This window comes from Paludifilum halophilum (assembly GCF_002245355.1).
In the GTDB taxonomy this organism is placed as follows: Bacteria; Bacillota; Bacilli; order Thermoactinomycetales; family DSM-45169; genus Paludifilum; species Paludifilum halophilum.
The window spans coordinates 15432-38420 of the sequence record NZ_NOWF01000001.1 but is presented as its reverse complement, the minus strand read 5'-3'; the positions used below and the strand labels follow the sequence as shown (position 1 = coordinate 38420).

The 22989-nt window shown below is 53.2% G+C and carries 21 protein-coding genes and 1 pseudogene; 3 read left to right on the top strand and 19 right to left on the bottom strand.

Annotation, left to right across the window (positions count from 1 at the left end):
* Positions 1-96: 96 nt before the first annotated feature.
* The 14 genes from frr to CHM34_RS00090 all read right to left on the bottom strand — a co-directional run bounded on the left by frr (position 97) and on the right by CHM34_RS00090 (position 13222).
* Positions 97-654, bottom strand: coding sequence for a ribosome recycling factor (frr, locus tag CHM34_RS00150; RefSeq protein ID WP_094262574.1), 558 nt, complete (start codon positions 652-654; stop codon positions 97-99).
* Positions 654-1379, bottom strand: coding sequence for a UMP kinase (gene pyrH, locus CHM34_RS00145; protein ID WP_094263040.1), 726 nt, complete (start codon positions 1377-1379; stop codon positions 654-656). The genes frr and pyrH overlap by 1 nt, the downstream gene beginning before the upstream one ends.
* A gap of 115 nt (positions 1380-1494) precedes the next feature.
* The gene (tsf, locus tag CHM34_RS00140) at positions 1495-2145 is read right to left on the bottom strand and encodes a translation elongation factor Ts (protein WP_094262573.1); all 651 of its coding nucleotides are present in this window, start codon (positions 2143-2145) and stop codon (positions 1495-1497) included.
* 68 nt (positions 2146-2213) lie between these two features.
* Positions 2214-2912 carry a 30S ribosomal protein S2 gene (gene rpsB / locus CHM34_RS00135; RefSeq protein ID WP_094262572.1) on the bottom strand — a complete coding sequence of 233 codons (699 nt, stop codon included), beginning with the start codon at positions 2910-2912 and terminating at the stop codon, positions 2214-2216.
* Positions 2913-3136: 224 nt separating this feature from the next.
* Positions 3137-3913 (bottom strand): GTP-sensing pleiotropic transcriptional regulator CodY, encoded by a 777-nt coding sequence (gene codY / locus CHM34_RS00130; protein ID WP_094262571.1) that lies wholly within the window; start codon positions 3911-3913, stop codon positions 3137-3139.
* A 29-nt stretch (positions 3914-3942) separates the two neighbouring features.
* Positions 3943-5367 (bottom strand): ATP-dependent protease ATPase subunit HslU, encoded by a 1425-nt coding sequence (gene hslU, locus CHM34_RS00125; RefSeq protein ID WP_094262570.1) that lies wholly within the window; start codon positions 5365-5367, stop codon positions 3943-3945.
* A gap of 2 nt (positions 5368-5369) precedes the next feature.
* Positions 5370-5909, bottom strand: a complete 540-nt coding sequence (gene hslV, locus CHM34_RS00120) for an ATP-dependent protease subunit HslV (protein WP_094262569.1) — start codon at positions 5907-5909, stop codon at positions 5370-5372.
* Between the two features lie 396 nt (positions 5910-6305).
* Positions 6306-8381 carry a type I DNA topoisomerase gene (gene topA, locus CHM34_RS00115; protein WP_094262568.1) on the bottom strand — a complete coding sequence of 692 codons (2076 nt, stop codon included), beginning with the start codon at positions 8379-8381 and terminating at the stop codon, positions 6306-6308.
* Between the two features lie 403 nt (positions 8382-8784).
* Positions 8785-9885 carry a DNA-processing protein DprA gene (gene dprA, locus CHM34_RS00110; RefSeq protein ID WP_169713504.1) on the bottom strand — a complete coding sequence of 367 codons (1101 nt, stop codon included), beginning with the start codon at positions 9883-9885 and terminating at the stop codon, positions 8785-8787.
* 73 nt (positions 9886-9958) lie between these two features.
* Entirely contained in the window at positions 9959-10864 is a 906-nt protein-coding gene (gene sucD / locus CHM34_RS00105) for a succinate--CoA ligase subunit alpha (protein ID WP_094262566.1), read from the bottom strand.
* Between the two features lie 39 nt (positions 10865-10903).
* Positions 10904-12064: an ADP-forming succinate--CoA ligase subunit beta gene (sucC, locus tag CHM34_RS00100; protein WP_094262565.1), complete on the bottom strand. Its 1161-nt coding sequence runs from the start codon at positions 12062-12064 to the stop codon at positions 10904-10906.
* Positions 12065-12390: 326 nt separating this feature from the next.
* Entirely contained in the window at positions 12391-12525 is a 135-nt protein-coding gene (locus tag CHM34_RS19930) for a hypothetical protein (protein WP_276207668.1), read from the bottom strand.
* 168 nt (positions 12526-12693) lie between these two features.
* Positions 12694-13014, bottom strand: coding sequence for a YolD-like family protein (locus CHM34_RS00095; RefSeq protein WP_094262564.1), 321 nt, complete (start codon positions 13012-13014; stop codon positions 12694-12696).
* The gene (locus tag CHM34_RS00090) at positions 12998-13222 is read right to left on the bottom strand and encodes a hypothetical protein (protein ID WP_094262563.1); all 225 of its coding nucleotides are present in this window, start codon (positions 13220-13222) and stop codon (positions 12998-13000) included. Before CHM34_RS00090 ends, CHM34_RS00095 begins: the two co-directional genes overlap by 17 nt.
* 131 nt (positions 13223-13353) lie before the next feature.
* Here CHM34_RS00090 and CHM34_RS00085 point away from each other — a divergent pair, with 131 nt between their 5' ends.
* Positions 13354-13824, top strand: a complete 471-nt coding sequence (locus CHM34_RS00085) for a cupredoxin domain-containing protein (RefSeq protein WP_094262562.1) — start codon at positions 13354-13356, stop codon at positions 13822-13824.
* Positions 13825-14147: 323 nt separating this feature from the next.
* Positions 14148-14576, top strand: coding sequence for a hypothetical protein (locus CHM34_RS00080; protein WP_094262561.1), 429 nt, complete (start codon positions 14148-14150; stop codon positions 14574-14576).
* Positions 14577-14664: 88 nt separating this feature from the next.
* On the opposite strand, the pseudogene asnB reads toward CHM34_RS00080, so the two are convergent.
* From asnB to kynA, 4 genes and pseudogenes are all read right to left on the bottom strand, one after another.
* Positions 14665-16499: pseudogene (asnB, locus tag CHM34_RS00075) on the bottom strand (asparagine synthase (glutamine-hydrolyzing)).
* A 305-nt stretch (positions 16500-16804) separates the two neighbouring features.
* Positions 16805-17422: an arylformamidase gene (kynB, locus tag CHM34_RS00070; RefSeq protein WP_094262560.1), complete on the bottom strand. Its 618-nt coding sequence runs from the start codon at positions 17420-17422 to the stop codon at positions 16805-16807.
* Positions 17422-18705 (bottom strand): kynureninase, encoded by a 1284-nt coding sequence (kynU, locus tag CHM34_RS00065; RefSeq protein WP_094262559.1) that lies wholly within the window; start codon positions 18703-18705, stop codon positions 17422-17424. Before kynU ends, kynB begins: the two co-directional genes overlap by 1 nt.
* Before the next feature lie 22 nt (positions 18706-18727).
* The gene (gene kynA, locus CHM34_RS00060) at positions 18728-19579 is read right to left on the bottom strand and encodes a tryptophan 2,3-dioxygenase (protein ID WP_439116296.1); all 852 of its coding nucleotides are present in this window, start codon (positions 19577-19579) and stop codon (positions 18728-18730) included.
* A gap of 329 nt (positions 19580-19908) precedes the next feature.
* Here kynA and CHM34_RS00055 point away from each other — a divergent pair, with 329 nt between their 5' ends.
* Positions 19909-22332, top strand: a complete 2424-nt coding sequence (locus tag CHM34_RS00055; protein WP_094262558.1) for a penicillin acylase family protein — start codon at positions 19909-19911, stop codon at positions 22330-22332.
* 33 nt (positions 22333-22365) lie between these two features.
* On the opposite strand, the gene CHM34_RS00050 is transcribed toward CHM34_RS00055, so the two are convergent.
* The gene (locus CHM34_RS00050) at positions 22366-22758 is read right to left on the bottom strand and encodes a PaaI family thioesterase (RefSeq protein WP_206093736.1); all 393 of its coding nucleotides are present in this window, start codon (positions 22756-22758) and stop codon (positions 22366-22368) included.
* Positions 22759-22989 lie beyond the last annotated feature (231 nt).

Here is a 22989-nt window from a genome sequence, read left to right as displayed (position 1 = left end):
TGCACAAATATTCGGCGGTTGGCGTCCATCCCTCACCGACAAAGGAAATGCGGTTAAAACAAAACCCCCTTGCCAGAGCAGGGGGGCCGAACCCTGTTATACTTCCATGATCTCTTTTTCTTTCGCTTCCACCAAACGGTCCGCCTCTTTGATATAGCGGTCGGTCAGTTTTTGCACTTCGTCTTGACCGCGGCGGGAATCGTCTTCGGAGATCTCTCCGCCCTTCTCCAGTTTTTTCACTTCGTCGTTGGCATCGCGACGAATGTTTCGGACAGCCACTTTCGCCTCTTCTCCGGTTTTTTTCACCACTTTCACCAGTTCCGCCCGACGCTGTTCCGTCAGGGCCGGGATGGAGATACGGATCAAATTGCCGTCGTTATTGGGAGTCAAGCCCAAATCGGACTTCAGAATCGCCCGCTCAATCTCTCCCAGCGCCGACTTATCCCAGGGTTGAATCACCAGGAGACGAGGTTCCGGAGCTGAAATATTGGCCATCTGGTGGATCGGCATTTCACTACCGTAGTATTCCACAACAACCTTATCCAACAGAGAAGGGGTGGCACGGCCGGCCCGCAGAGTGGCCAGGTCTTTCTTCAGCTTCTGGATTGTCTTTTCCATCCGTTCCGTCGTCTGCTGTTTCACTTCTGACAGCATCAATCATTCCCCCTAACCACAGTACCGATTTGTTCACCGAATATGGCGCGGCGAATATTGCCTCGCTGATCGATGTTGAAAACAATCAATGGAATATCGTTATCCATACACAGAGATGATGCAGTAGAATCCATCACACCCAGACCCCGGTTTAATACCTCCATATAAGTAAGGGAATCGTATTTCACCGCATGGGGATCGCGGCTCGGATCGGCGGAGTAAACACCGTCCACTTTGTTTTTGGCCATCAGGATCACATCCGCCTCGATCTCCGCCGCCCTCAGTGCAGCCGTCGTATCCGTGGAAAAATACGGATTTCCAGTGCCGGAGGCAAAAATCACAACCCGCCCCTTTTCCAGATGGCGAATCGCCCGCCGGCGTATGTAGGGTTCCGCCACTTGTCGCATTTCGATAGAGGTCTGTACCCGCGTCGGAACCCCCTCGCTCTCCAGAGCGTCCTGCAAAGCCAGAGAATTCATTACCGTGGCCAACATTCCCATGTAATCCGCCGTCGCCCGATCCATTCCTTTGGCGCTGCCGGCCATTCCCCGCCAGATGTTTCCTCCCCCGACGACAATGGCCATCTCTACTCCCGATTCGATCACTTCTTTTAATTGTTGACCGATGGAATGGATCACATTGGGGTCGATTCCATAGCCCTGCCCACCGGCTAAAGCTTCACCGCTCAGCTTTAACACCACTCGTTCGTATCGCGGCCGTTCCATCCAATACCCCCGTTTCCACCCATTCATCCAATTCGACACGGTGAAGGGGATTCCTCCCCTCCGTCATTGCAAAAAAAGGGAACACGCCGTGTTCCCAAAGGATTTTCCGTCCCCGTTACTGGTTGACTTGGGACATGACTTCTTCTGCAAAGTCTTCTTCCCGCTTCTCGAGGCCTTCACCCAGTTCATAGCGAACAAAGCGGCGGATCGAGATGTTCTCGCCGATTTTGGCAATTTTCTCCTTTACCATTTCACCGATCGTTTTGTCGGTATCCTTAATAAACGCTTGTTCCAGCAGGCAGATTTGCTCGTAGTATTTTCCAAGCCGGCCTTCCACCATTTTGTCAACAATGTGTTCCGGCTTGCCTTCCTGCAGGGCTTGGGTGCGCAGGGTTTCCCGCTCTTTTTCCACTTCTTCAGCCGGCACTTCCTCACGGCTGACGTATTTCGGATTCATCGCGGCGATCTGCATCGCCACATCTTTGACGAAGTTCTTAAAATCATCGTTTTTGGCGACAAAATCCGTTTCGCAGTTGACTTCCACCAATACGCCGATCCGACCGCCGGCGTGTATGTAGGATTCGACAATCCCTTCGGCGGCGATACGCCCCGCCTTTTTCTCGGCCTTGGCCAGCCCTTTTTCCCGGAGCAGTTCCATGGCCTTTTCCATGTCGCCGTCCGCTTCTGTCAGTACTTTTTTACAATCCATCATACCTGCGCCGGTCTTTTCGCGCAGTTCTTTCACCTGAGACGCGGAAATCGCCATCCGTATCTTCCTCCCTTAAAGTTATAAAAAAGGTGGTCACGCATCCCGCGACCACCCCTTGCGTTCATTCAGGACGCATTCTGTTCTCCCTGTTTCCCTTCCAAAGCTGCGTCCGCCATTTTCGAGGTGAACAGGCGAACCGCACGGATCGCATCATCATTTCCGGGAATGATGTGGTCGATCTCATCGGGATCACAGTTTGTATCCACAATCGCGATAATCGGAATTCCCAGCTTGCGGGCTTCCGCCACGGCAATCCGTTCTTTTCGAGGATCAATGATGAAGACGGCATCCGGAAGCTCTTTCATCCCTTTAATTCCGCCGAGGAATTTCTCCAGGCGAGCTTGTTCCTTCTTCAACATGACGACTTCCTTTTTGGGAAGGACGTCGAAAGTCCCGTCTTCCTCCATCGCTTCCAACTTGTGCAGACGGTTGATCCGCTTGCGGATGGTCTGGAAGTTGGTCAGGGTCCCGCCGAGCCAGCGGTGGTTGACATAGAACATATCGGAACGCTCCGCCTCTTCCCTGACGGCGTCCTGTGCTTGTTTTTTCGTTCCGACGAACAGGATCTTGCCGTCCCGGGCGGCCAGGTCACGCACGTAGTTGTACGTATCCTCCATCATCTTGACCGTTTTCTGCAGATCGATGATGTAAATCCCGTTACGCTCCGTAAAAATGTACTTTTCCATCTTGGGGTTCCAACGACGGGTCTGGTGCCCGAAGTGAACACCCGCTTCCAGCAGCTGTTTCATTGAAACGACCGCCATCAAACATTCCTCCTTTTGGTTGTTTACCTCCGCCGGCATCCGCTGCGCCCGGGACCGGTTGCGCCGGCACCGACCGGCCGCATCCGCCGGCGTGTGTGTTCACACCGCTACTTAATATACCATAAGGAAACACCCTGTCGCAAGAACCGATTCATTCTCCCCGGGACACGCTCTTGCGGGAAACGATCTGCTGACCCCAACCCTCCCTGAATAGGCTTTTTACACTACCGTCTCGCTTTCTCCAGAGCGGGAATCAGCTTTTCATTGAGAATCTTGATATGGGTCCCTTTCATACCCAGGGAACGGGATTCGATCACTCCGGCACTTTCCAGTTTCCTTAAAGCATTGACGATGACGGAACGGGTAATTCCCGCTCGATCGGCGATTTTACTGGCCACGAGAATCCCTTCATTTCCTTCCAGCTCGGCAAAAATGTGTTCCACCGCTTCCAATTCACTGTAGGAAAGAGAATCGACAGCCAGATGAACCACGGCGCGGTTGCGGGCTTCCTCCTCCGCCTGCTCCGCTTTGACCTGAAGAATTTCCATCCCGACTACGGTCGCCCCGTATTCGGCCAGAATCAGATCATCATCGACAAAAGGCTGGTCAAAACGGGTTAAAAGAAGAGTGCCCAATCGGTCACCGCCGCCGATAATCGGTACCACGGTTGTATATCGGTGTTGGAAGGGGCCGGCCACATGATGGGTGAAACTGTAGTCGCTTTCTTCATCCAGATTGGAGGAGGTTTGCCGGACCGACTTTAACAACTCATTGTATTCTTCAGGCAACCGCCCTTCCTTTAACACTCCCTGATGCATCTCATCGGCGTCGTACTCCTGAACCACTCCGTAACCGAGGATTTTCCCCTTGCGGCTGACTACGTAGATATTGGCGGAGATCACATCCCGGAGCACTTCCGCCATTTCCATGAAACTGACCGCCTGTCCCCCGGTCTTCTGCAGAAGACGATTGATCTCACGTGCTTTCATCCGTAAATCCATCATTCACCCTCCTATGGTTGCTGGTTCCTTTATAAGATATATTGGCTCAAATCGCGGTTTTGTACGATATCGTCAAGGCGCTCCCGCACGTATTCCGGCGTGATCGTAACTTCTTCCAGTGTAATCTCCGGAGCTTCAAAGGAAAGCTCCTCCAAGAGTCGCTCCAGCATGGTAGCGAGACGTCGAGCGCCAATATTCTCAGTTCCTCGGTTTACCTCCGCCGCCAGCTTGGCAATTTCCGTAATCGCATCATCAGTAAACCGAACGCGGATGCCTTCTGCCTCCAACAGGGCGCTGTACTGTTTCAACAAGGCCCCCTTGGGCTCTGTCAGGATCCGTACAAAATCCTCCGCTGTCAGATCGTTCAGCTCCACACGGATCGGAAAACGACCCTGCAATTCCGGAATCATGTCTGCAGGCTTGGTCGTGTGGAAGGCACCCGCGGCGATGAACAGAATATGGTCCGTTTTGACCGGCCCGTATTTGGTCATCACAGTCGACCCTTCCACAATCGGAAGAATATCCCGCTGAACCCCTTCCCGGGAAACATCGGGGCCGCCCTGTTGATCCTTGCCGGCGATTTTATCCACCTCGTCGATAAAGATCATCCCGGATTCCTCCACCCGTTTCATCGATTCCTGTTGCACCCGGTCCATATCGATCAGCTTTTGTCCCTCTTCCTGAATCAGGACTTTACGGGCTTCACGAACCGGCAGGCGTCGCTTTTTTGTTTTTTTGGGCATGAATTGGCCCAACATTTCCTGCATGTTGATTCCCATCTGCTCCACACCGGAGCCGGCAAACATATCCAGCATCGATGACTGATCCTCTACTTCGATCTCGATCACCCGGTCTTCCAACTGTCCGCTCTTCAGTTGGAATCGAACCTGACGCCGCTTTTGTTCCAACTCCTGGTTCTTTTCTCCCTCCTTCGGGTCATGGGACCGCTGGGAGGTCTGATTCGAATGGAAGAACATCTCTAAGGGATTTTTAAACTGGTTGCCGCTGGACCCCTCAGGAACGAGAATGGAAACAATGCGCTCGTCAGCCAGATCTTCCGCTTTTTCTTTCACTTCTTCCATCTTTTCCGCCTTGACGATGCGAATCGCCGTTTCCACCAAGTCCCGCACCATCGATTCCACATCTCTGCCGACATAGCCGACCTCAGTAAACTTCGTCGCCTCCACCTTGGCAAAAGGAGCTCCCACCAACCGGGCCAAACGTCGGGCGATCTCCGTTTTCCCCACACCGGTCGGACCGATCATCAGGATATTCTTCGGAACCACTTCATCCCTCAGATCCTCCGGAAGCCTCGACCGCCGGTAACGGTTTCGCAAAGCCACCGCTACCGCCCTTTTAGCCGAATTCTGTCCGACAATGTATTTATCCAGCTCACTGACGATCTGCCGCGGGGTCCATTCTTTCAGTGTCGGTTTCCGATCTTCTGCCGCCATCATCATACCTCCTCGACTACAATTTGATCATTGGTGAAGACACAGATTTCCCCGGCGACGTTTAAAGCGGCCTCAGCGATTTCCCGGGCGGATAAACCCTCGGCATACCGGGAGAGGGATCTGCCCGCCGACAAAGCGTAACTGCCCCCGGATCCGATCGCCAACATCCCGTCGTCCGGTTCGATCACTTCCCCGTTACCGGAGACCAACAACAGGTCATTTTGATCCATCACGATCAGCATGGCTTCCAGTTTGCGGAGCACTTTATCCGCCCGCCACTCCTTGGCCAGCTCCACCGCCGACCGGGGCAGATGACCGTGAAACTCCTCCAGTTTGGCTTCGAATTTTTCAAACAGGGTAACCGCATCAGCCACGGAACCGGCAAACCCGGCAACCACCCGGCCCCGGTACAAACGCCGCACTTTTTTGGCACTATGTTTCATCACCACTTGGTTGCCAAAGGTAACCTGACCGTCTCCGGCCATCGCCCCGCCCCCGTTGTGCTGAATCGCAAAAATCGTTGTCGCGTGGAAAGTCTCCATCGGCTTTCCTCCTCCATTTCAACTTCAACATAACGGTAATCCGAAAAACTCTCTAACCCTTCAAACGTCCTGGATCGAAACAGGTTACGGAATGATTTCAAACAATTTTTGAACGCGTCTCAAAGCCGCCAAGAAGAAAAAAACAGCCGTTTGCTACACTGCTGTTTCCGGCTCCGTTCCTGTATCCGTTTTTGATCGAAGGAATAGAAAGTAACAGAAAGTGTTAATCCTTCCCAGTCAAAACTCCATCTCATGGTAACACAGGGATTTCCGGACCGCAAGACGAATTGTATAATCGCAGGATAAAATTCTGAATGTTTGAGGACAAGAGGAACAGAACTGATTCTGCCACTTCAAAGGCGACTGCAACCCAAGGTCGCAGCCGCCCCGAAACGGTCAATTCTTCTCCTCTTCAAAATCACATTTTGTGCACCGAATCATGGTTTCCTTTTTGCGTTTCTTTTCCACAAGCATGCTTTCACATTTGGGACAATTCCGGGGAATCGGTTTATCCCAAGAAACAAAGTCACATTCGGGATACTGATCGCAACCGTAAAAAGTCCGCCGCTTTTTGCTTTTCCTTTCGACAATTTCCCCTTTTTCACACTTGGGACAATCGACGCCGGTGGTTTTAAGGATGGGTTTTGTGTTGCGACAGTCGGGAAAACCGGAACAAGCGAGAAACTTACCGTAGCGGCCGAACTTATAAACCATCGGTTCGCCGCACTTCTCGCACACCTCATCGGAAACCTCGTCGCGGATCTCCACTTCCTTCATCTCTTCTTCCGCCACTTCAAGCCGTTTTTCGAACTTCTCGTAAAAGCGCTCCAGGATCTCGACCCAGTTTACCTTCCCTTCCTCGATGTGATCCAATTCCTCTTCCATATGGACGGTAAAGGTGACATCCAGGATTTCCGGAAAGAACTCTTCCATTAAAGAATGGACGATTTCTCCCAACTCCGAGGGTACGAATCGCTTGTCTTCCAGCATCACATAGCCCCTCTTCTGAATCGTATCCAGTGTGGGAGCATAGGTGCTGGGGCGTCCGATTCCCTTCTCTTCCAGGGTCTTGACCAGGCGGGCCTCGGTATAGCGCGGCGGGGGCTGGGTGAAGTGCTGTTTAGGTTCAATCGATTTCTTTTTTAGCATCTGACCGGGTTCCAGAGCGGGAAGAAATTTGTCCTCTTCCTTTTTTCCGTCGTCATTGCCCTCCACATACACCTTCATGAAACCAGGGAATTTCACCTTGGACCCTGTCGCCCGAAACAGCGCCTCCCCCGCCCGGATATCGGCGGAGATCGCATCCAACACCGCCGGTGCCATCTGACTGGCGACGAAACGTTCCCAGATCAACTTGTAAAGTCGGTACTGGTCGCGACTTAAGTGAGGTTTGATCTGTGCCGGAGTGCGCAGGGCGGAGGTGGGCCGGATCGCCTCGTGGGCATCCTGAGCCCCCGCCTTCTTTTTATGAGTGCGGGGTTTATCGGGTAAATAAGAATCACCGTACTTCTCTTTGATATATGTCCCCGCTTCTTTCTGTGCCGTCGGTGAGATCCGGGTGGAATCCGTCCGCATATAAGTAATCAGACCGACGCTGCCTTCCTTTTTGCCCAGTTCCACTCCTTCATAAAGCTGTTGAGCCACGGCCATTGTTTTGGCGGCGCGAAAACGGAGTTTTCGGGCGGCTTCCTGCTGAAGCGAACTAGTGATGAAAGGAGGAGCGGGGTTTTTTCGCCGTTTGCTCTTCTTTACGTCCTCAACGGAATAGCGTTTCCCTTTCACGGCTTCCAACAGCTTTTTTACATCCGCTTCGGACTTGAGCTCGGTTTTCTTCTTGCCGTAACCGTAAAATTTGGCTTCAAAGATCTCCTCACCGGCGAGCAGCTGAACCGTCACTGTCCAGTATTCCTCCGGTTGGAAATTACGGATCTCCTTTTCCCGATCGATAATCAGCTTGACGGCGACGGACTGGACTCTCCCGGCACTCAAACCCTTTTTCACTTTTTTCCACAGAAGCGGGCTGATTCCGTAACCGACCAGGCGATCCAAGATGCGCCGGGCTTGCTGTGCCTCCACCAGGTCCATATCGATTTTTCGGGGATGCTTAAAGGCTTCCTTCACAGCGGGTTTCGTAATTTCGTTAAAAACAACCCGACACTGTTCATCCATTTCCAAGTTGAGGCTGTGTGCCAGATGGTAAGCAATCGCTTCCCCTTCCCGGTCGGGGTCTGCCGCCAGATAAACCCGCTTCACTTTCTTACGGGCATTCCTGAGCTCTTTCAGCACATCCCCTTTGCCCCGGATCGTAATGTATTTCGGTTTAAATTGATTTTCTGTATCCACGCCCCATTGACTTTTGGGCAAATCCCGCACATGACCCATCGACGCTTTTACGATGTATTTTCTACCCAGGTACTTGCCGATGGTTTTTGCCTTTGCGGGCGACTCAACGATGACGAGTGAATCCGCCATCCCGTGACCTCCCCTCTATACTCCACGATCACAACTCAAGGATTCCTTCAGCGGCGCTGAAGGAACCGAGCCCTTGGTACCCTTTCCAACGGTTACCCCTGTAACATAACAAATTTTTGGTGAATCAAGCAATATCCGTTAAATTTTTTGGCTGGGTAAGGAAGACGGACACCTGTCACCTTATCACGCTTTCCGCTCAAACGCCAGTACCTACCCCGGTCTTGCCTTTCTCTTAAAGAATCATCACACTCGCATCCAGGTATATGAATCCATATATTTTAGGCGGCGGGATCGTGTTCGAACCATACCACCGTTGAGCAAAGGCCGCTTCATAAAAATGGAATTTTCAAGCAAAAAAAGACCAGACAGGGATGAAAAGATTCCCCGTCCGGCGCTCAACACCCTACACCTTTATAAACTGTGCTCCGGGAAGCTGTCGAATATACCCCTTGACTTGCAAGGACAAGAGATGTTGATGAATTTCCCCGATAGGGCGTTCCGACTTCTCTGCCAATGCATCTACTGCCACCGGGCTCTCTGTGAACAATGACAACAGCTCTTTCTCGGATTCACCCAGTTCCGGAAGTGGATCTTCCGCCTCCATCACCGGTCGGAGTTGTGTCAAGTATGGGAACTCCTCCAGTACATCCTCCGCTTGCAGGACAGACTTGGCTCCCTGTTGAATCAGACGGTTGGTTCCTCGGCTGTTCTCCGATGTGATCGGACCCGGAACGGCGAAAACCTCTCTTCCCTGTTCCATGCTGAAATCTGCCGTAATCAGCGATCCGCTCCGCTCCGCCGCCTCCACCACCAGCGACCCGAAGCTGAGCCCGCTGATCACCCGGTTTCTCTGGGGAAAAAGTCCGGGGTGAGGCTGAGTTCCGGGAGGCATTTCCGAACAAGCGGCCCCCCGCTTCAAAATCTCTTGGTAAAGGGATCGATGGTGTTTCGGATAAACGACGTCCACTCCCGACCCTAAAACCGCCACAGTCTTCCCTCCCGCGTCCAATGCCGCCCGATGGGCTTCACCGTCCACACCTGCCGCCATGCCGCTGACGATGACCCAGCCCTGAGCCGCCAGGTTTTCCGATAGGGAATGCGTCGCCTGTTTCCCGTAGGAGCTCGGTTTTCGCGTCCCCACAACAGCGAGACACGGGCCGGACAATAACGATGAATCCCCTTTGACATAAAGCACCCAAGGAGGCTGAGACAACTCTTTGAGCATCTGAGGATAGGTCGAATCCCACAGGGTCAAAGGGATAATTTCCCGCCGGTCCAACTCCTTTATCACCCGCCGCACAAAATCCGGCGTCCACTTTTCACGGATCCGGTCGACGGTTTTTCCAGGAACCCCCGCCTCGACCAACCGTGTTCCTTCCCTCTCCGTCATTCGTCGATCCGGCTCCCAACCCGCCTGTACCATCTTATTCAGCGTGTGCCAACCCACTCCCTGCAGTTGATGAAGAGCAATCAGCCCAGCCCGCTCATCCCAGTCTTTTTTCACCGACATATCCCCTTTTCCAAAAAAATCAGGGACCTCTCATCGAGGTCCCCGGGGAAGCCCAAAGCGTCAGATGTCAATTCTTCGTGATGCAGTCAGAAAGCAGCCCTTTCTCATCCAGGACCCGACTCAGAGTTTCTCCGATCTCCGCCGGTGTCGGAGCGACGGTAACCCCGCACTCTTCCAGCTTGGCGATCTTTTCCGCCGCCGTTCCTTTACCGCCGGAAATGATCGCGCCCGCATGTCCCATCCGCTTTCCGGGAGGTGCCGTTTGACCGCCGATAAAGCCGACCACCGGCTTGGTCATGTGCTCTTGGATCCATTCGGCCGCTTCTTCTTCCGCCGTTCCGCCGATCTCACCAATCATGATTACCGCGGCGGTTTCCGGGTCTGCTTCGAAAGCTTGCAACACATCGATAAAGTTGGTCCCGTTGACCGGATCTCCGCCGATTCCGACGGCGGTGGACTGTCCGATGTTCCGGACCGTCAACTGATGAACCGCTTCATAAGTAAGCGTCCCGCTGCGGGAAACGATACCCACTTTTCCCGGCGTATGAATATATCCGGGCATGATTCCGATTTTGCACTCACCGGGGGTGATCACACCAGGGCAGTTCGGACCGACCAACCGGGTTTTCTTGCCCTCCATGTACCGCTTCACCTTGACCATATCCTGAACGGGGATATGCTCGGTAATGCAGACCGCCAAATCCAATTCCGCATCCACTGCCTCCATGATGGCATCAGCGGCGAAAGCCGGGGGAACGTAAATGGCGGAGGCGTTGGCTCCCGTCGCTTTAACCGCCTCGTCGACGGTGTTGAAAACCGGAACACCTTCCACCTCGGTCCCTCCCTTACCGGGGGTGACTCCGGCGACGACTTGTGTCCCGTATTCAATCGCCTGCTTGGTGTGGAACAGACCATTGGATCCGGTAATTCCCTGAACGATCAGTTTTGTGTCTTTATTGACAAAAATGCTCAAGATTGAACCCGCCTTTCCAGATGGTATGGAGCTTCTGCCTTATCGGACCAGCGAAACGATTTTTTCCGCCGCGTCGTCCATGGAATCCGCCGCAGTGATTTTCAGTCCGGATTCACCCAGAATCTGTTGCCCCCGTTCCACATTGGTTCCTTCCAGACGGACGACCAACGGACGGTCCAAACCGACTTGTTTCGCCGCTTCCACGACCCCTTCGGCGATGACGTCGCACTTCATGATACCGCCGAAGATATTCACAAGAATCCCTTTCACATGCGGGTCATCCAGGATGATCTTGAAGGCTTCCGTCACCTTTTCCGCTGTGGCGCCGCCCCCTACATCCAGAAAGTTGGCCGGTTCCCCGCCGTAGTGTTTGATAATGTCCATCGTGGCCATGGCCAGACCGGCTCCGTTCACCATGCATCCGATGTTGCCGTCTAGAGCGATATAACTCAAATCGTACTTGGATGCCTCGATTTCCTTGGGATCCTCCTCGTCCAGATCCCGGAATTCCGCGATATCCTTGTGCCGGTACAGGGCATTGTCATCAAAATTCAGTTTGGCGTCCAAGGCCATCACTTGTCCATCTTCAGTGGTGATCAGGGGATTGATTTCCGCCAAGGAGCAATCTTTTTGTTCAAATGCCCGGTACAAACCCAGCATAAACTTAACCGCTTTGCCGACCATTTCTTTGGGAATTCCGATGGAAAAGGCCAGACGACGGGCTTGGAACGGTTGCAGTCCCACTGTCGGATCGACGGTTTCCTTGAAAATCTTTTCCGGCGTGCGCGCCGCCACCTCTTCGATTTCCGTGCCGCCTTCTTCGGAAGCCATCATGGTGATCCGGCTGTTGGATCGATCGATCACCATACCGACATAATATTCCTTTTTAATTCGGCAACCTTCTTCAATCAGAAGGCGCTTCACTTCTTTTCCTTCCGGGCCGGTCTGGTGAGTCACCAGGGTGCTCCCCAGCAATTCTGAGGCAAACTGTTTCACTTCATCCAGACTCTTGGCCAGTTTCACCCCGCCGGCTTTCCCGCGACCACCGGCATGGATCTGCGCTTTGACTACCCACAACTCGCCGCCGAGGTTTTCGGCCGCCTCCACCGCCTCTTCCGGTGTAAAGGCAACTTGGCCCCGGGGAACGACAACCCCGTACTGTCTCAATACTTCTTTTCCTTGATATTCATGTACGTTCATGCCCCATCCCCCTATCCTCTGATTTGTTTTTCTTCATGACACACGAAAAAGACCGGATCAGTTTTCCCCGTGATCAGGCGATGACGACCAGATCGCGATTTTGAAGGGACGCGGCAAGTGGTCAATGTCCCGGCAAGAGACCGCCAGTCCGTCTATCGATACGCATCGCGCAGCATTCCACCGGGTCAACCTCTCGGCTCTCTTAAAGTATAGAATAGTCAAGGGGTTTTGCCAACCTCTTCCCCTTCGTATGTAGGACCCCGCGATTCACATAAAATCCACAAAACAGAGGGCTGTTTGGTCAGCCCTCTGTTTCTCGGCGCGTTTCACCTCAATATGACAGCGAGAATGCCCCCGATCAAGGCAATCCCCATAAAAAAACCGGTTGCTACAGCCGTACCGATCACCATATCGAGGAAATCATTTTCCCGGTTTTCATGGTTGGAACTTGTGTCCGTCATCCTTCCTCACCCTCCTGCTTTCCTGAATCGCCCGGGATGATCCGTCGAATTTGTGACCCCCCGCGCGGCCTTGCTCACGATGTTCCCTGTACAGTATAGCATGGTTCAGAGTCGACGAAAATACCGGCACAGCCCCCTCTGTGAAGATTCGAAAACGCAAAATCCCGCCTAAATCGGCTGTACATCTAACAACCGGGAAATCCAGATCCGTATCCGTCCCCCGTCGGCGATCACTTCGACCCAGCCTTGAACGGGCCGGATCCGTCCGACTCGCCCCTCCACCTCATAAGGACCTTGATCATTATAAACCCGCCACCGAAGCCGGCGGTCCGACTCCTTTGCATATCGTACAGTCCGATTCAACTCTTCCATCTGCTGTTCGTCCAGTACCGGAGGAACAAACTGTTTCTGTCGACTTTCCTGATACTGTTCCACATGCTCGGGCAGGATCATGCGATGCCCTTCCCACAGTTTATTGCCACGGTCCACTTCTTCTCTCCTCCTTCATCGCCGCCAGGATTCCCTGCCGCTTAAAGCGGCGGAAAGCGCGCCTCTCACAACAGTACGCTTCAACTTCTTCGCCGTTGAGTGTATAAATCCGAATACGGCGCTGAGTCATCCGTCCTTGTCGGTCCAGGTAGATGATCTGTGTTACCTCGCCCCGTCTCCATCCCCGTTTTAACACCTGATCCACCATTTGCATCACATCCAGAACGTTTGTTCTTATTATATGCAGGACATCACCTGTTATACAATATCCAAATTTTAGGTTTGTATTGGGTTTCTTTCGTCGATAATTGGATAAAAAACAGAGAAAGGAGGTCTTGCATGACGACCTCGCGACAGTGGCTGTATCTGAGTATCGCTTTTGCCTTTGTTCTCATCGCAACCTCTGCCCTGCTCCCGATCCCGTGGTTCGGCGGGAAAACGGTGATTGAGGAGGTAGAGCAGGTTTCTTCGGAAACCCAGACAGAAAAAACCTTCCACCTGGTGACAACAGAATACAAAACAAAAGTCGATGGAAAAGAACTAGAGGTATACCGGTGGGATCCGGGAAGTCTCGTGGTCAACCGGGGAGACAAGGTGAAATTGAAACTGCACGGTGTTCATGGAAAACAGCATGATTTCACCCTTCAGGGATACGACCGGAAGGGAACCGTAAAAAAGGGTAAAACGACAACCATCAACTTCGTCGCCGACAAACCCGGCACCTATGAACTGGTTTGCCACAACCATCACACCGCTGAGGCCAACGGCCCGATGATCGCCTATATTACAGTGCTGGATCAGGAATCCTGAGTCCTAGTGCCCCATCTGGTCCAAGTTGGGAGGGTGGTAGGCCGGCGTAGATCCTTTGCACTTAGGGGAGCACAAGTCTCGCCTCGTTCGCTCCGCTCCCCGGTCTCACTATGCGTTTTTTGCAAGAGATCGGAGACGGCCTACCAGCCCGACCACCCCCAGCAAGGGATCAAACAGATCAAAGTTGCCTGTGGGGTACTAGTAAAACAACGGTCGCCCATGCAGGCGACCGTGTTCCATGTCAAGGGAAGACCCTGTTTCTCCCACTCCAGCCCCGTGATATAGTGGGCTTACGGACGTACCGGAGAAGGGGGACTTTTTTGATGAACGTTCGCTTTCAAACGCCTCATCAATACGTATTTGTCCATGAAAATGTCAAACATCTCTTGCTTGTCTGGTCCAAAGAGGCGAAAAAACAGCTCTTTCTCGCTGAAGAGGAGGGGGATTCCCTCCATTTGAAATACCCCGGAGAAACCTATGCAGAAATGGTGCTGGACCAGGTGGAGCCCGTTTTCTTCCGACAGTTGGAGGTTGAAGACACGACCATTTCTGTCGTACTGGGAGCCACTTTTCACTATCAGGGGCGGTTGATCGGGATGTATTACAACCGCGAACAACCGGACCGGGATCTCTATTTCTTCGCCCTTGAAGGCGACCGGCTGGAGGATATCCCCGATGAGGAATACGAAGGAGCCGCCCGCACGTTTTTGGAAGAGTTTCCGGAATATATCGGAGAGGAGTCCCCGGATTGAATCCATCGCGGTTTGTCTGTATATGAATCCGCCCCCTTCGAACATCGAAGGGGGCGGATCGTTTTTCCGGTTCCACATGCCGCGGATCTTATAAGGACACCTTAACTCGATAATCCCGCAACCAACCGTCGATTTGGATGATGCGCTCCAGGATCCCTTTCATACCGAACGAATCCACATCCTGTGCCTCTCCGCGGACTACCCGACGGATGTTCTCTTGATCGATCAAAGGAAGGATCGGCGACGAGGGATCGTCCAAAATTTGTTCCGTCCGGGAACGAACCGCCTCCAAATAAGTGGGGTTGGTCGTGGCGGGATAAGCGCTTTTGCGCCGCTTGGTCACACCTTCCGGCAAAACATCAGCAAAAGCCCGACGCAGAATCCCCTTTTCAATTCCGTCGACGGTTTTCATCTCCCAAGGAATGTTCCAGACATATTCCACCAAACGATGATCGCAAAAAGGCACCCGGACTTCCAACCCGCAAGCCATGCTCATACGGTCTTTACGGTGCAACAATAACGGCAGAAAGCGGGTGAGGTTCAAATAGAACAGCTCCCGAATCCGGGCGTCTTTTCGGTTCTCCCCCTGTAAACGGGGCACTTCATGAATCGCTTCCCGATATCGGTCCTGGATATATTCCTCCGGACGAATCGCCCGCTTCACATCGTCGGACAGAATCCGGAAACGGCGATCGGAATCCCCCATCGTCACCAACCAAGGGAAGGTGTCGGCTTCTAACACCTCCCGGGAGTGAAACCAGGGATAACCGCCGAACACCTCATCGGCGGACTCCCCGGACAGGGCCACCGTCGCATCCTTTTTAATCGCTTTAAACAAAAGGTACAGCGACGTTTCCATTTCCCCCATTCCCGGTAAATCGTGAGCCTGATACGGAACGTCCATATTTTCGATTAAATCCGGGGTATCCAGCGTCACCATATGGTGAGAGGTTTGGATATGATCCACCATTTTTTCAATCCACGGTGTATCCAGACTGCGCCGGATCGGGTCCTCCCGAAAGTCCCGGCTGCTGCCGACAAAGTCGATGGCATAGGTATGCAGCGGATCTTTCCCTTCCTGTTGGTAAAACCGTTGAGCGATCGCACTCAATCCACTGGAGTCCAGTCCGCCGGACAAAAGGGAAACCACAGGAACATCGGCGACAAGCTGGCGCTTCACCGTATCGTGGAGCAGTTCCCGCACCCGCTGAGCCGTTGTTTCCAAATCGTCGGTATGAGGACGGCTCTCCAGCTTCCAGTAGGCCCGCTCCTGGACTCCGTCTCTGCTGAACCGGATAAAGTGACCCGGCCGAACTTCATTCACATCCCGGTAAATCCCGTGACCGGGTGTTTTCGTCGGTGCCATCGCAAACAGCTCCGCCAATCCTTCCCGATCGACGCCTCTACATCGGGATGAGCCAACAATGCTTTCAACTCGGAGCCGAATATGATGGAAGAACCCCGCCGGGCATAAAAAAGAGGCTTGACTCCCAAATGGTCCCGGACCAATACCAATTCCTGTTTTCCTTCGTCCCAGACAGCAAAGGCAAAAATGCCGTTCATCCGCTTGGCGGCATCCACCCCCCATTCCATATAGGCGCGCAGCACCACTTCCGTATCGGAACGAGTTTTAAAACGATGGCCCTGGTCCCGCAACTCCTTCCGGATCTCCTGAAAGTTATAAATTTCTCCGTTGTACGTCAAGACATAAGTATGATCTCCCTGACGATATACCATCGGTTGAACGCCGCCTTCGGGATCGATCACAATTAAACGGCGATGAGCAAAAGCGGCCCGCGAAGAAAGATGGAACCCGCTGGTATCCGGCCCCCGCCAGTAGAGGGCTTCGGCCATTTCCTCCAATACGGGACGTTGATGGGTTAAATCCTGTTCCCAGTCCACCCAACCGGCGATTCCACACATCATTAATCCCCTCCCGATTTGAAATTCCAGAAATAAATTCGGTACTTTAAGCTAATGGATGGGATATTCGGTTGTTATTTCAGTTTAGGTGAATGGATGGACGGACTTCAAAATGCACAAAAGGCTTTCTATCCCCATTTATACCGGCAATCATCGCAATCGGTGGATTTTATTTAGCTAATCGTAATATTGGATAAACGAATCAAACTTGAACTTTAATCTTTTTTATGTCCTTTTAAATTCATAAATCCACAATAAAAACCACCCTTTCCCCTCGGGGGAAAAGGGTGGTTGGAGTCAAGGGATTACAAGGGGCGAAGAACGGCCCGAACCGGGCTTCCGTCCGCGTCTGTCAAAGGAAGAGGGAGCGCGATGAGTTCGTAGTTTCCCGCTTTCACCCGGTCCAACACCGCCCCTTCAAGAATATGGATATCTGAGCGGGCCAGAGCGTGATGGGCCGGCAGTTCCTTGCTGTCCAAGGGATCGACGGATGGAACGTCCAGCCCGATCAATCGGATGCCCTTTTCCGCAAGAAAAGGGGCCACTTCCGGCTCCACCGGAGGAATCCATCGGGGAAAGGAGCGGCGGTCGGTCCAAGCATCGGTCCGAATCAGAAGCTTTGACACCCCATCGAGATCCGCCTTTTTCAATGCTTCCCGATCGATCCGGCGGACACCGGGGAGATGAATCACTCGGGCCGGGCCGGTGTAACGGTCCACTTCCAGCTGGATCACCCGTTTCCCCTGGCTGTCAAAATGAAAGGGAGCATCAATGTGGGTACCGGTGTGGGCACTCATCGTGATCTGACCCACATTGACCGATCCGCTCTCCTCCTTGGTGCAGACCACCCCATAGGAAAAAGGCGTATCCCCGGGCCAACTAGGAATCCCTTCTTCCAATCGCTGCGAAATATCGATCCACATCAGGCGACCACCCCCCGCTTTTTCTCGTATTTTTCGTAATGCTTCTCCTCCATGATCTTCTTCAAACGCCGCACCGCTTCCCAAACCTCAGTATAAGAGGTGTACAGGGCTATCGGGGCCAGCCGGATCACGTCCGGTGCCCGAAAGTCCGGAACGACACCGTATTCCTTCAGGGACTTGGAGATCCGAACGGCCTCGTCATGGACAAGACAAACATGGCCTCCCCGACGTTCATCCTCCGTCGGATGGCCGAAGGAAAAGCCCATCCCGGCCAGTTCGTGTTCCACCAGATCCATCAAATAGCGGGTTTGGGACAGGGATTTTTTCCGCAATCGGTCAATACCCGCTTCCGCAAAGAGCTCCAGGGATCCGATCAGGGGGGCGGCACTCAGAATATGGGGAGTGCCGATCTGAAAGGCACCGGCGGTTGCCGCCGGGGTCAGCCGATGATCCATATCAAACTGGACATCCTTCCGGGAACTGAACCAGCCTGCCAACCCCGGCGACCGGCCGAAATGCTTTCGATGGACGTATAGACCGCCGGTTCCCCCGGGACCGCTGTTCAAATACTTGTAATTGCACCAGAAAGCAAAATCCACCCCCCATTCCGACAGCCGGTGAGGGATCGCTCCGATTGAATGGCACAGATCGAAACCGATCGGAATCCCCCGCTCCTTCGCCGCCGCTGTCAACCGTTTCATGTCCAGCAGCTGACCGCTTCGGTACAAGACAGAGGGGAGGACGATCAAAGCCACTTCCTCTGTCATGGCCGCGATCAGATCCTCCTCTCGCAGCGTATGGCCGTCCCGGCTGGGAACCCGGATCAAATGCTCTTCCGGGTCGAGTCCGCGAATTTGCAACTGACTCTGTAAAGCATAAATATCCGACGGAAAGGTGAGGGCATCCGCCAGGATTTTCGTCCGGTTTTCCACAGGCCGGTAAAAGGTGGATGTTAGTTGATGAAGGTTGACGGTAGTGGATCCGGTAACCACTACCTCATCGGCCTCTGCCCCTACCAGGGGAGCTGTTTTCTCTCCCAACCATTCCGACAGGGTAAACCACGGGTACTTCCCGTCAGTCCAACCATCAATCCCGTAATCCCGCCAAGCCGCAACCGCTTCCGAAAGCGCGGCCTCCGCCCGTTTGGACATGAGTCCCAGGGAATTTCCGTCCAGATAGATGTTCCCTTCCCGGATATAAAACTCCTCGCGAAAACCGGACAAGTCATCTTCCCGATCCAGTGCTTTCGCTTTCTCCAGGGACGGGTCGAAAGATCGTGTCATACGAGTTCCCCCTTTTGGTGGTTTACAGTTGTGTGCGCAAGTTCCAAAGTTCGGGAAAAAAGCGATGGTCCAACACGCGCTTCAGATAGGCGACCCCGGAGGAACCCCCTGTCCCTGTCTTGTGACCGATAATGCGCTCCACGGTCTTCATGTGGTTAAACCGCCACTGTTGCTGCCGATCCTCGATATCCACCAGTTTTTCCGCTAATTCATACAAATCCCAATATTTTCCAACATCCCGGTATACAGTCAGCCAAGCTTGCTCCACGCTGGGATTTGCCTGATAATCCCGAGACCAGTCCCGGTCGAGGCATTCTGGATCGATAGGCAACCCCCTCGCCGCCAAAGCACGAATCGCCGCATCGTAAAGGCTCGGCTCGTTTAACGCTTGGCTCAGTCGTTGATGGAGTTCCGGTTGATGGCGATAAACCGTTAGAACATCGCGGTTCTTATACCCGAGTGCAAACTCGATCAGTCGATTTTGATAGGATTGAAACCCGGATGACCGGCCCAACCGGTCCCGAAACTGCATATACTCCGCCGGCGTCAAGGTCGACAAGACCTCCCAGGATTGAATCAGCTGAAGCTGAACCCGCGACACCCGAGACAACATCTTGAAGGCCGGCTCCAACTCCTCCCGGCGAACACAGGCAATCGCGGCATCCAACTCGTGAAGGATCAGCTTCATCCACAGTTCGCTGGCCTGGTGGATGATGATAAACAACATCTCATCATGGTGGCCGGACAACCGTTGCTGACTGGATAAAATTTTATCCAGCTGGAGGTAGTCTCCGTAGGTCATATCATCCGTAAAGTCTCGATGGATTCCGCTTTCCATCACCGTCTGTTCTTTATCCATCCTCTGATCCGGCATGTTTCTCCTCCTTCTTAATCTATTACTCCTTCAAGCCACTTTGATCTGTTTTTGATCTCTTGCTGGGGACGGTCGGGCTGGCAGGCTGTCTCCGATCTCTTGCACTCAGGCGAGACTTGTGCTCCCCTGAGTGCAAAGGATCTACGCCAGCCTGCCACCCTCCCTACTGGGTTACCCGATGGGGCACTATCTCTATCTTAACAGGTTATTTAAAAATGGACACCGCCACTCCTCTCATAAAAGATCCCCTCTCGCAGATTTCCAATTTTTCCGATACAATGGTATTCAATCACCGATTTTAATATTTTTCTGACAAGGAAGGGATCGCGATGAAGACGACCGGACAACCCCAGACTTCGCCAACCGGTCCAAAAAAACGGATACGCCGATGGCAAAAGGGACTCATCATCTGCCTGGCCCTGCTCCTTACCGTGTCAGCCGCTTTTCTCGGGTACGGCCGGTGGTGGCTGGCAGACCGGCTTCCACAAGTGGAGGGTACCCTTACCCTGGCCGGACTCAAGGAAAAAGTGGAAGTTCTCCGGGATGGTCATGGCATTCCCCGGATCCGAGCGGAAAACGCGAACGACCTTTTCTTCGCCCAGGGATATGTCACCGCTCAGGATCGCCTGTTTCAGATGGATATGAGCCGACGAATGGCTTCCGGACAGCTGAGTGAAGTGGTCGGTCGGGACACCCTGGATCAGGATAAGTTTTTCCGGACCTTGGGTTTACGGAGAGCGGCAAAGGCCTCCCTGCCGGAGTACTCCGATCGTGCCAAAAAAGTCCTGAATGCCTACGCTAAGGGAGTCAACGCTTATATGGACAAAGCGATCCGGGAAAAAAGACTGCCGGCGGAATTCCGGTTGATGGACTATCAGCCCCGTCCCTGGACGCCTGTCGACTCTCTCGTCATCGGCAAGTATATGGCTTATGACTTGGGAGGACGCTGGAAAGGACAAGCCTTCCGCCATACCTTGCTGCAACAATTTCCCAAAAAGAAAGCGATGGAACTGTTTCCGAAAAACCCCGACGGACCGACGGTAATCCAACAAGCCCAAAACAGTTCGCTTCATTTGCCGAAACTCCTCTCCGCCGCCGTTGTTCCTCATGAGAATAATGGCAGTAACAACTGGGTCCTCTCCGGGGACAAAACCGAATCAGGCAAACCCCTTTTGGCCAACGATCCCCATCTCTCCATCGCCGCACCGGCCATTTGGTACCAAACCCGGCTGATTTCCCCGGATCGAAAGGTGAGCGGGGTCACCTTCGCCGGAGTTCCGGGCATCATCCTCGGACACAACGAACAGATTGCTTGGGGGGTAACCAATGTCAATCCGGACGTCCAAGACTTGTACATCGAAAAGCGAAACCCCGATAACCCCCGTCAATTCAAATACGAAGGAGAATGGGAGAAAGCGAAGCGGATCGTGGAAGAAATCCCCGTCAAAGACGGGAAAACCGTGCGCCATGAGGTTCTGATCACCCGCCACGGACCGATCGTCACCGAATTTGCTCTTCCCGAAAAAAAGAATGCCACCGCTTTGTCCATGCGCTGGACCGCTCTCGATCCCACTACGGAACTGGAAGCGATTCTCCGGTTCAACCAGGCGGAAAATTGGAGCGATTTCAAAAAAGCCCTCACTTATTTCCACGTTCCGGCGCAAAACTTCGTCTTCGCTTCCAAGGACGGAGAAATCGCCTACCGGGCCAACGGTTTGATCCCCATCCGCAAAAAAGGGGACGGGTTGCTTCCGGTACCCGGCTGGACCGACGACTATGAGTGGGAAGGTTTTATCCCCTGGGACGAATTGCCCACACTCCACAACCCGGAAGAAGGATTCATCGCCACCGCGAACAACCGAATCACTTCCGAGGATTATCCTTACCACCTGACCCACACCTGGTCGGCCCCTTATCGAATCCAACGGATCCGGGACGTACTCAACCGGAATCAAACCTTTACCAAAGAAGATATGCAACAACTGCAAACCGACACGAAAAACCTGCAAGCCCAAACCCTGCTCCCCGTTTTATTAAAGGAATTGCCCGACACATCTCTTCGTCCGTTGGAAAAGGACGCCTTACAACTCCTTCAAAAATGGGACTTTCAAGATGAGGTCGATCAAGGGGCTCCTCTGATTTTCCACCTGTGGATGGATGAGCTGACCAAACAACTGTACCGTTCGATCGACGAAGAAACCATGGAATTGTTCGAAGGGAGGGATCTCATCACCGACCGGCTGATCCGACAAGCGGGAAAAGGCAAACCGGGCATCTGGATCCGGGAAGCCGGCGGTCTGAAACAATTGGCCTTCCAATCCTTTCGCCAAGCGGTCCATCGGGCGGAAAAATTGCAGGGGGACAACTCCGATCAATGGAAATGGGGACAATTTCACCAGGTGCATTTCTCTCACCCCCTTGGAGACATCAAACCCCTTCACCTCCTATTTAACCGGGAAGCCATCCCCGTCGGCGGCAGTAAAATGACCGTCATGGCCGCGGGATGGAACAAAAAATCCGGAGAAGTGGATCACGGCGCTTCTTGGCGTACCGTCATCGATCTCGCCAACCCCGGAGTCAGCTATGACGTCGTCGGCCCCGGCCAATCAGGCCAGGTGATGAGTCCCTGGTACCATGACCAGGCCGTACCTTGGACCCAAGGCCAGTATCATCCAACCCGGATGACGCCGAGTGACAAAGATGAAACCTACCGGTTGAACCTGATCCCCTCAAAAAAAGATTCATCATTATAGAAACAAAAAGAGGAGCGGCTGAAGCCGCTCCCTTTACTTCTTATTCGGAACAATGGCCATCGTACAGCGGGAAGCGCTGATCAACTTCTCCTCTTCGTCCCGGATTTTAATCTCCCAAACCATGGTGGAACGCCCCCTGTGCAAGGGGATGGCCTCAGCGACGACATAGCCGTCCCGTTTAGACCGGATATGGTTGGCGTTAATCTCCAATCCGACAGGGATCTCTTTTTCTGTATCGCAGTGGAGCCAGGCACCGATGCTGGCCGCCGTTTCCGCCAATGCCGCGGAAGCCCCGCCGTGAAGGATGCCGTAAGGCTGATGGACCCGAGAGTCGACAGGCATCTTCATCACCACTCTCTCCGGCGACAACTTCAGGGATTCGATCCCCAATCGTTCAATCATCGTGTTTTCAGTGGGTAAACCCATTGGTTCCATCGATTCACACCTCTTTTTCATGTCATCCGTCAACAAGGATTGCTGCAACCCTTCGATAATCGCCGCAGTGGAACATACCATGATTGATCACTCAAAAACAAATCCAATCGATCCTATTACCGAAACCCACCTTTTCTTTTATTCGTTTTTTCCTCTTTTTCTCCTTCCTCGCCCCTTATCTCTCTACAGGGATTGAAATAGGGGATGAAATATTTTCCGATA

Coding starts and splice junctions, on each gene's coding strand:
- frr (WP_094262574.1), bottom strand. CDS start 654: ATGCTGTCAGAAGTGAAACAGCAGACGACGGAACGGATGGAAAAGACA.
- pyrH (WP_094263040.1), bottom strand. CDS start 1,379: ATGGAACGGCCGCGATACGAACGAGTGGTGTTAAAGCTGAGCGGTGAA.
- tsf (WP_094262573.1), bottom strand. CDS start 2,145: ATGGCGATTTCCGCGTCTCAGGTGAAAGAACTGCGCGAAAAGACCGGC.
- rpsB (WP_094262572.1), bottom strand. CDS start 2,912: ATGGCGGTCGTTTCAATGAAACAGCTGCTGGAAGCGGGTGTTCACTTC.
- codY (WP_094262571.1), bottom strand. CDS start 3,913: ATGGATTTACGGATGAAAGCACGTGAGATCAATCGTCTTCTGCAGAAG.
- hslU (WP_094262570.1), bottom strand. CDS start 5,367: ATGGCGGCAGAAGATCGGAAACCGACACTGAAAGAATGGACCCCGCGG.
- hslV (WP_094262569.1), bottom strand. CDS start 5,909: ATGGAGACTTTCCACGCGACAACGATTTTTGCGATTCAGCACAACGGG.
- topA (WP_094262568.1), bottom strand. CDS start 8,381: ATGGCGGATTCACTCGTCATCGTTGAGTCGCCCGCAAAGGCAAAAACC.
- sucC (WP_094262565.1), bottom strand. CDS start 12,064: ATGAACGTACATGAATATCAAGGAAAAGAAGTATTGAGACAGTACGGG.
- CHM34_RS19930 (WP_276207668.1), bottom strand. CDS start 12,525: ATGACGGACACAAGTTCCAACCATGAAAACCGGGAAAATGATTTCCTC.
- CHM34_RS00090 (WP_094262563.1), bottom strand. CDS start 13,222: ATGGTGGATCAGGTGTTAAAACGGGGATGGAGACGGGGCGAGGTAACA.
- CHM34_RS00085 (WP_094262562.1), top strand. CDS start 13,354: ATGACGACCTCGCGACAGTGGCTGTATCTGAGTATCGCTTTTGCCTTT.
- CHM34_RS00080 (WP_094262561.1), top strand. CDS start 14,148: ATGAACGTTCGCTTTCAAACGCCTCATCAATACGTATTTGTCCATGAA.
- kynB (WP_094262560.1), bottom strand. CDS start 17,422: ATGTGGATCGATATTTCGCAGCGATTGGAAGAAGGGATTCCTAGTTGG.
- kynU (WP_094262559.1), bottom strand. CDS start 18,705: ATGACACGATCTTTCGACCCGTCCCTGGAGAAAGCGAAAGCACTGGAT.
- kynA (WP_439116296.1), bottom strand. CDS start 19,579: ATGCCGGATCAGAGGATGGATAAAGAACAGACGGTGATGGAAAGCGGA.
- CHM34_RS00055 (WP_094262558.1), top strand. CDS start 19,909: ATGAAGACGACCGGACAACCCCAGACTTCGCCAACCGGTCCAAAAAAA.
- CHM34_RS00050 (WP_206093736.1), bottom strand. CDS start 22,758: ATGGGTTTACCCACTGAAAACACGATGATTGAACGATTGGGGATCGAA.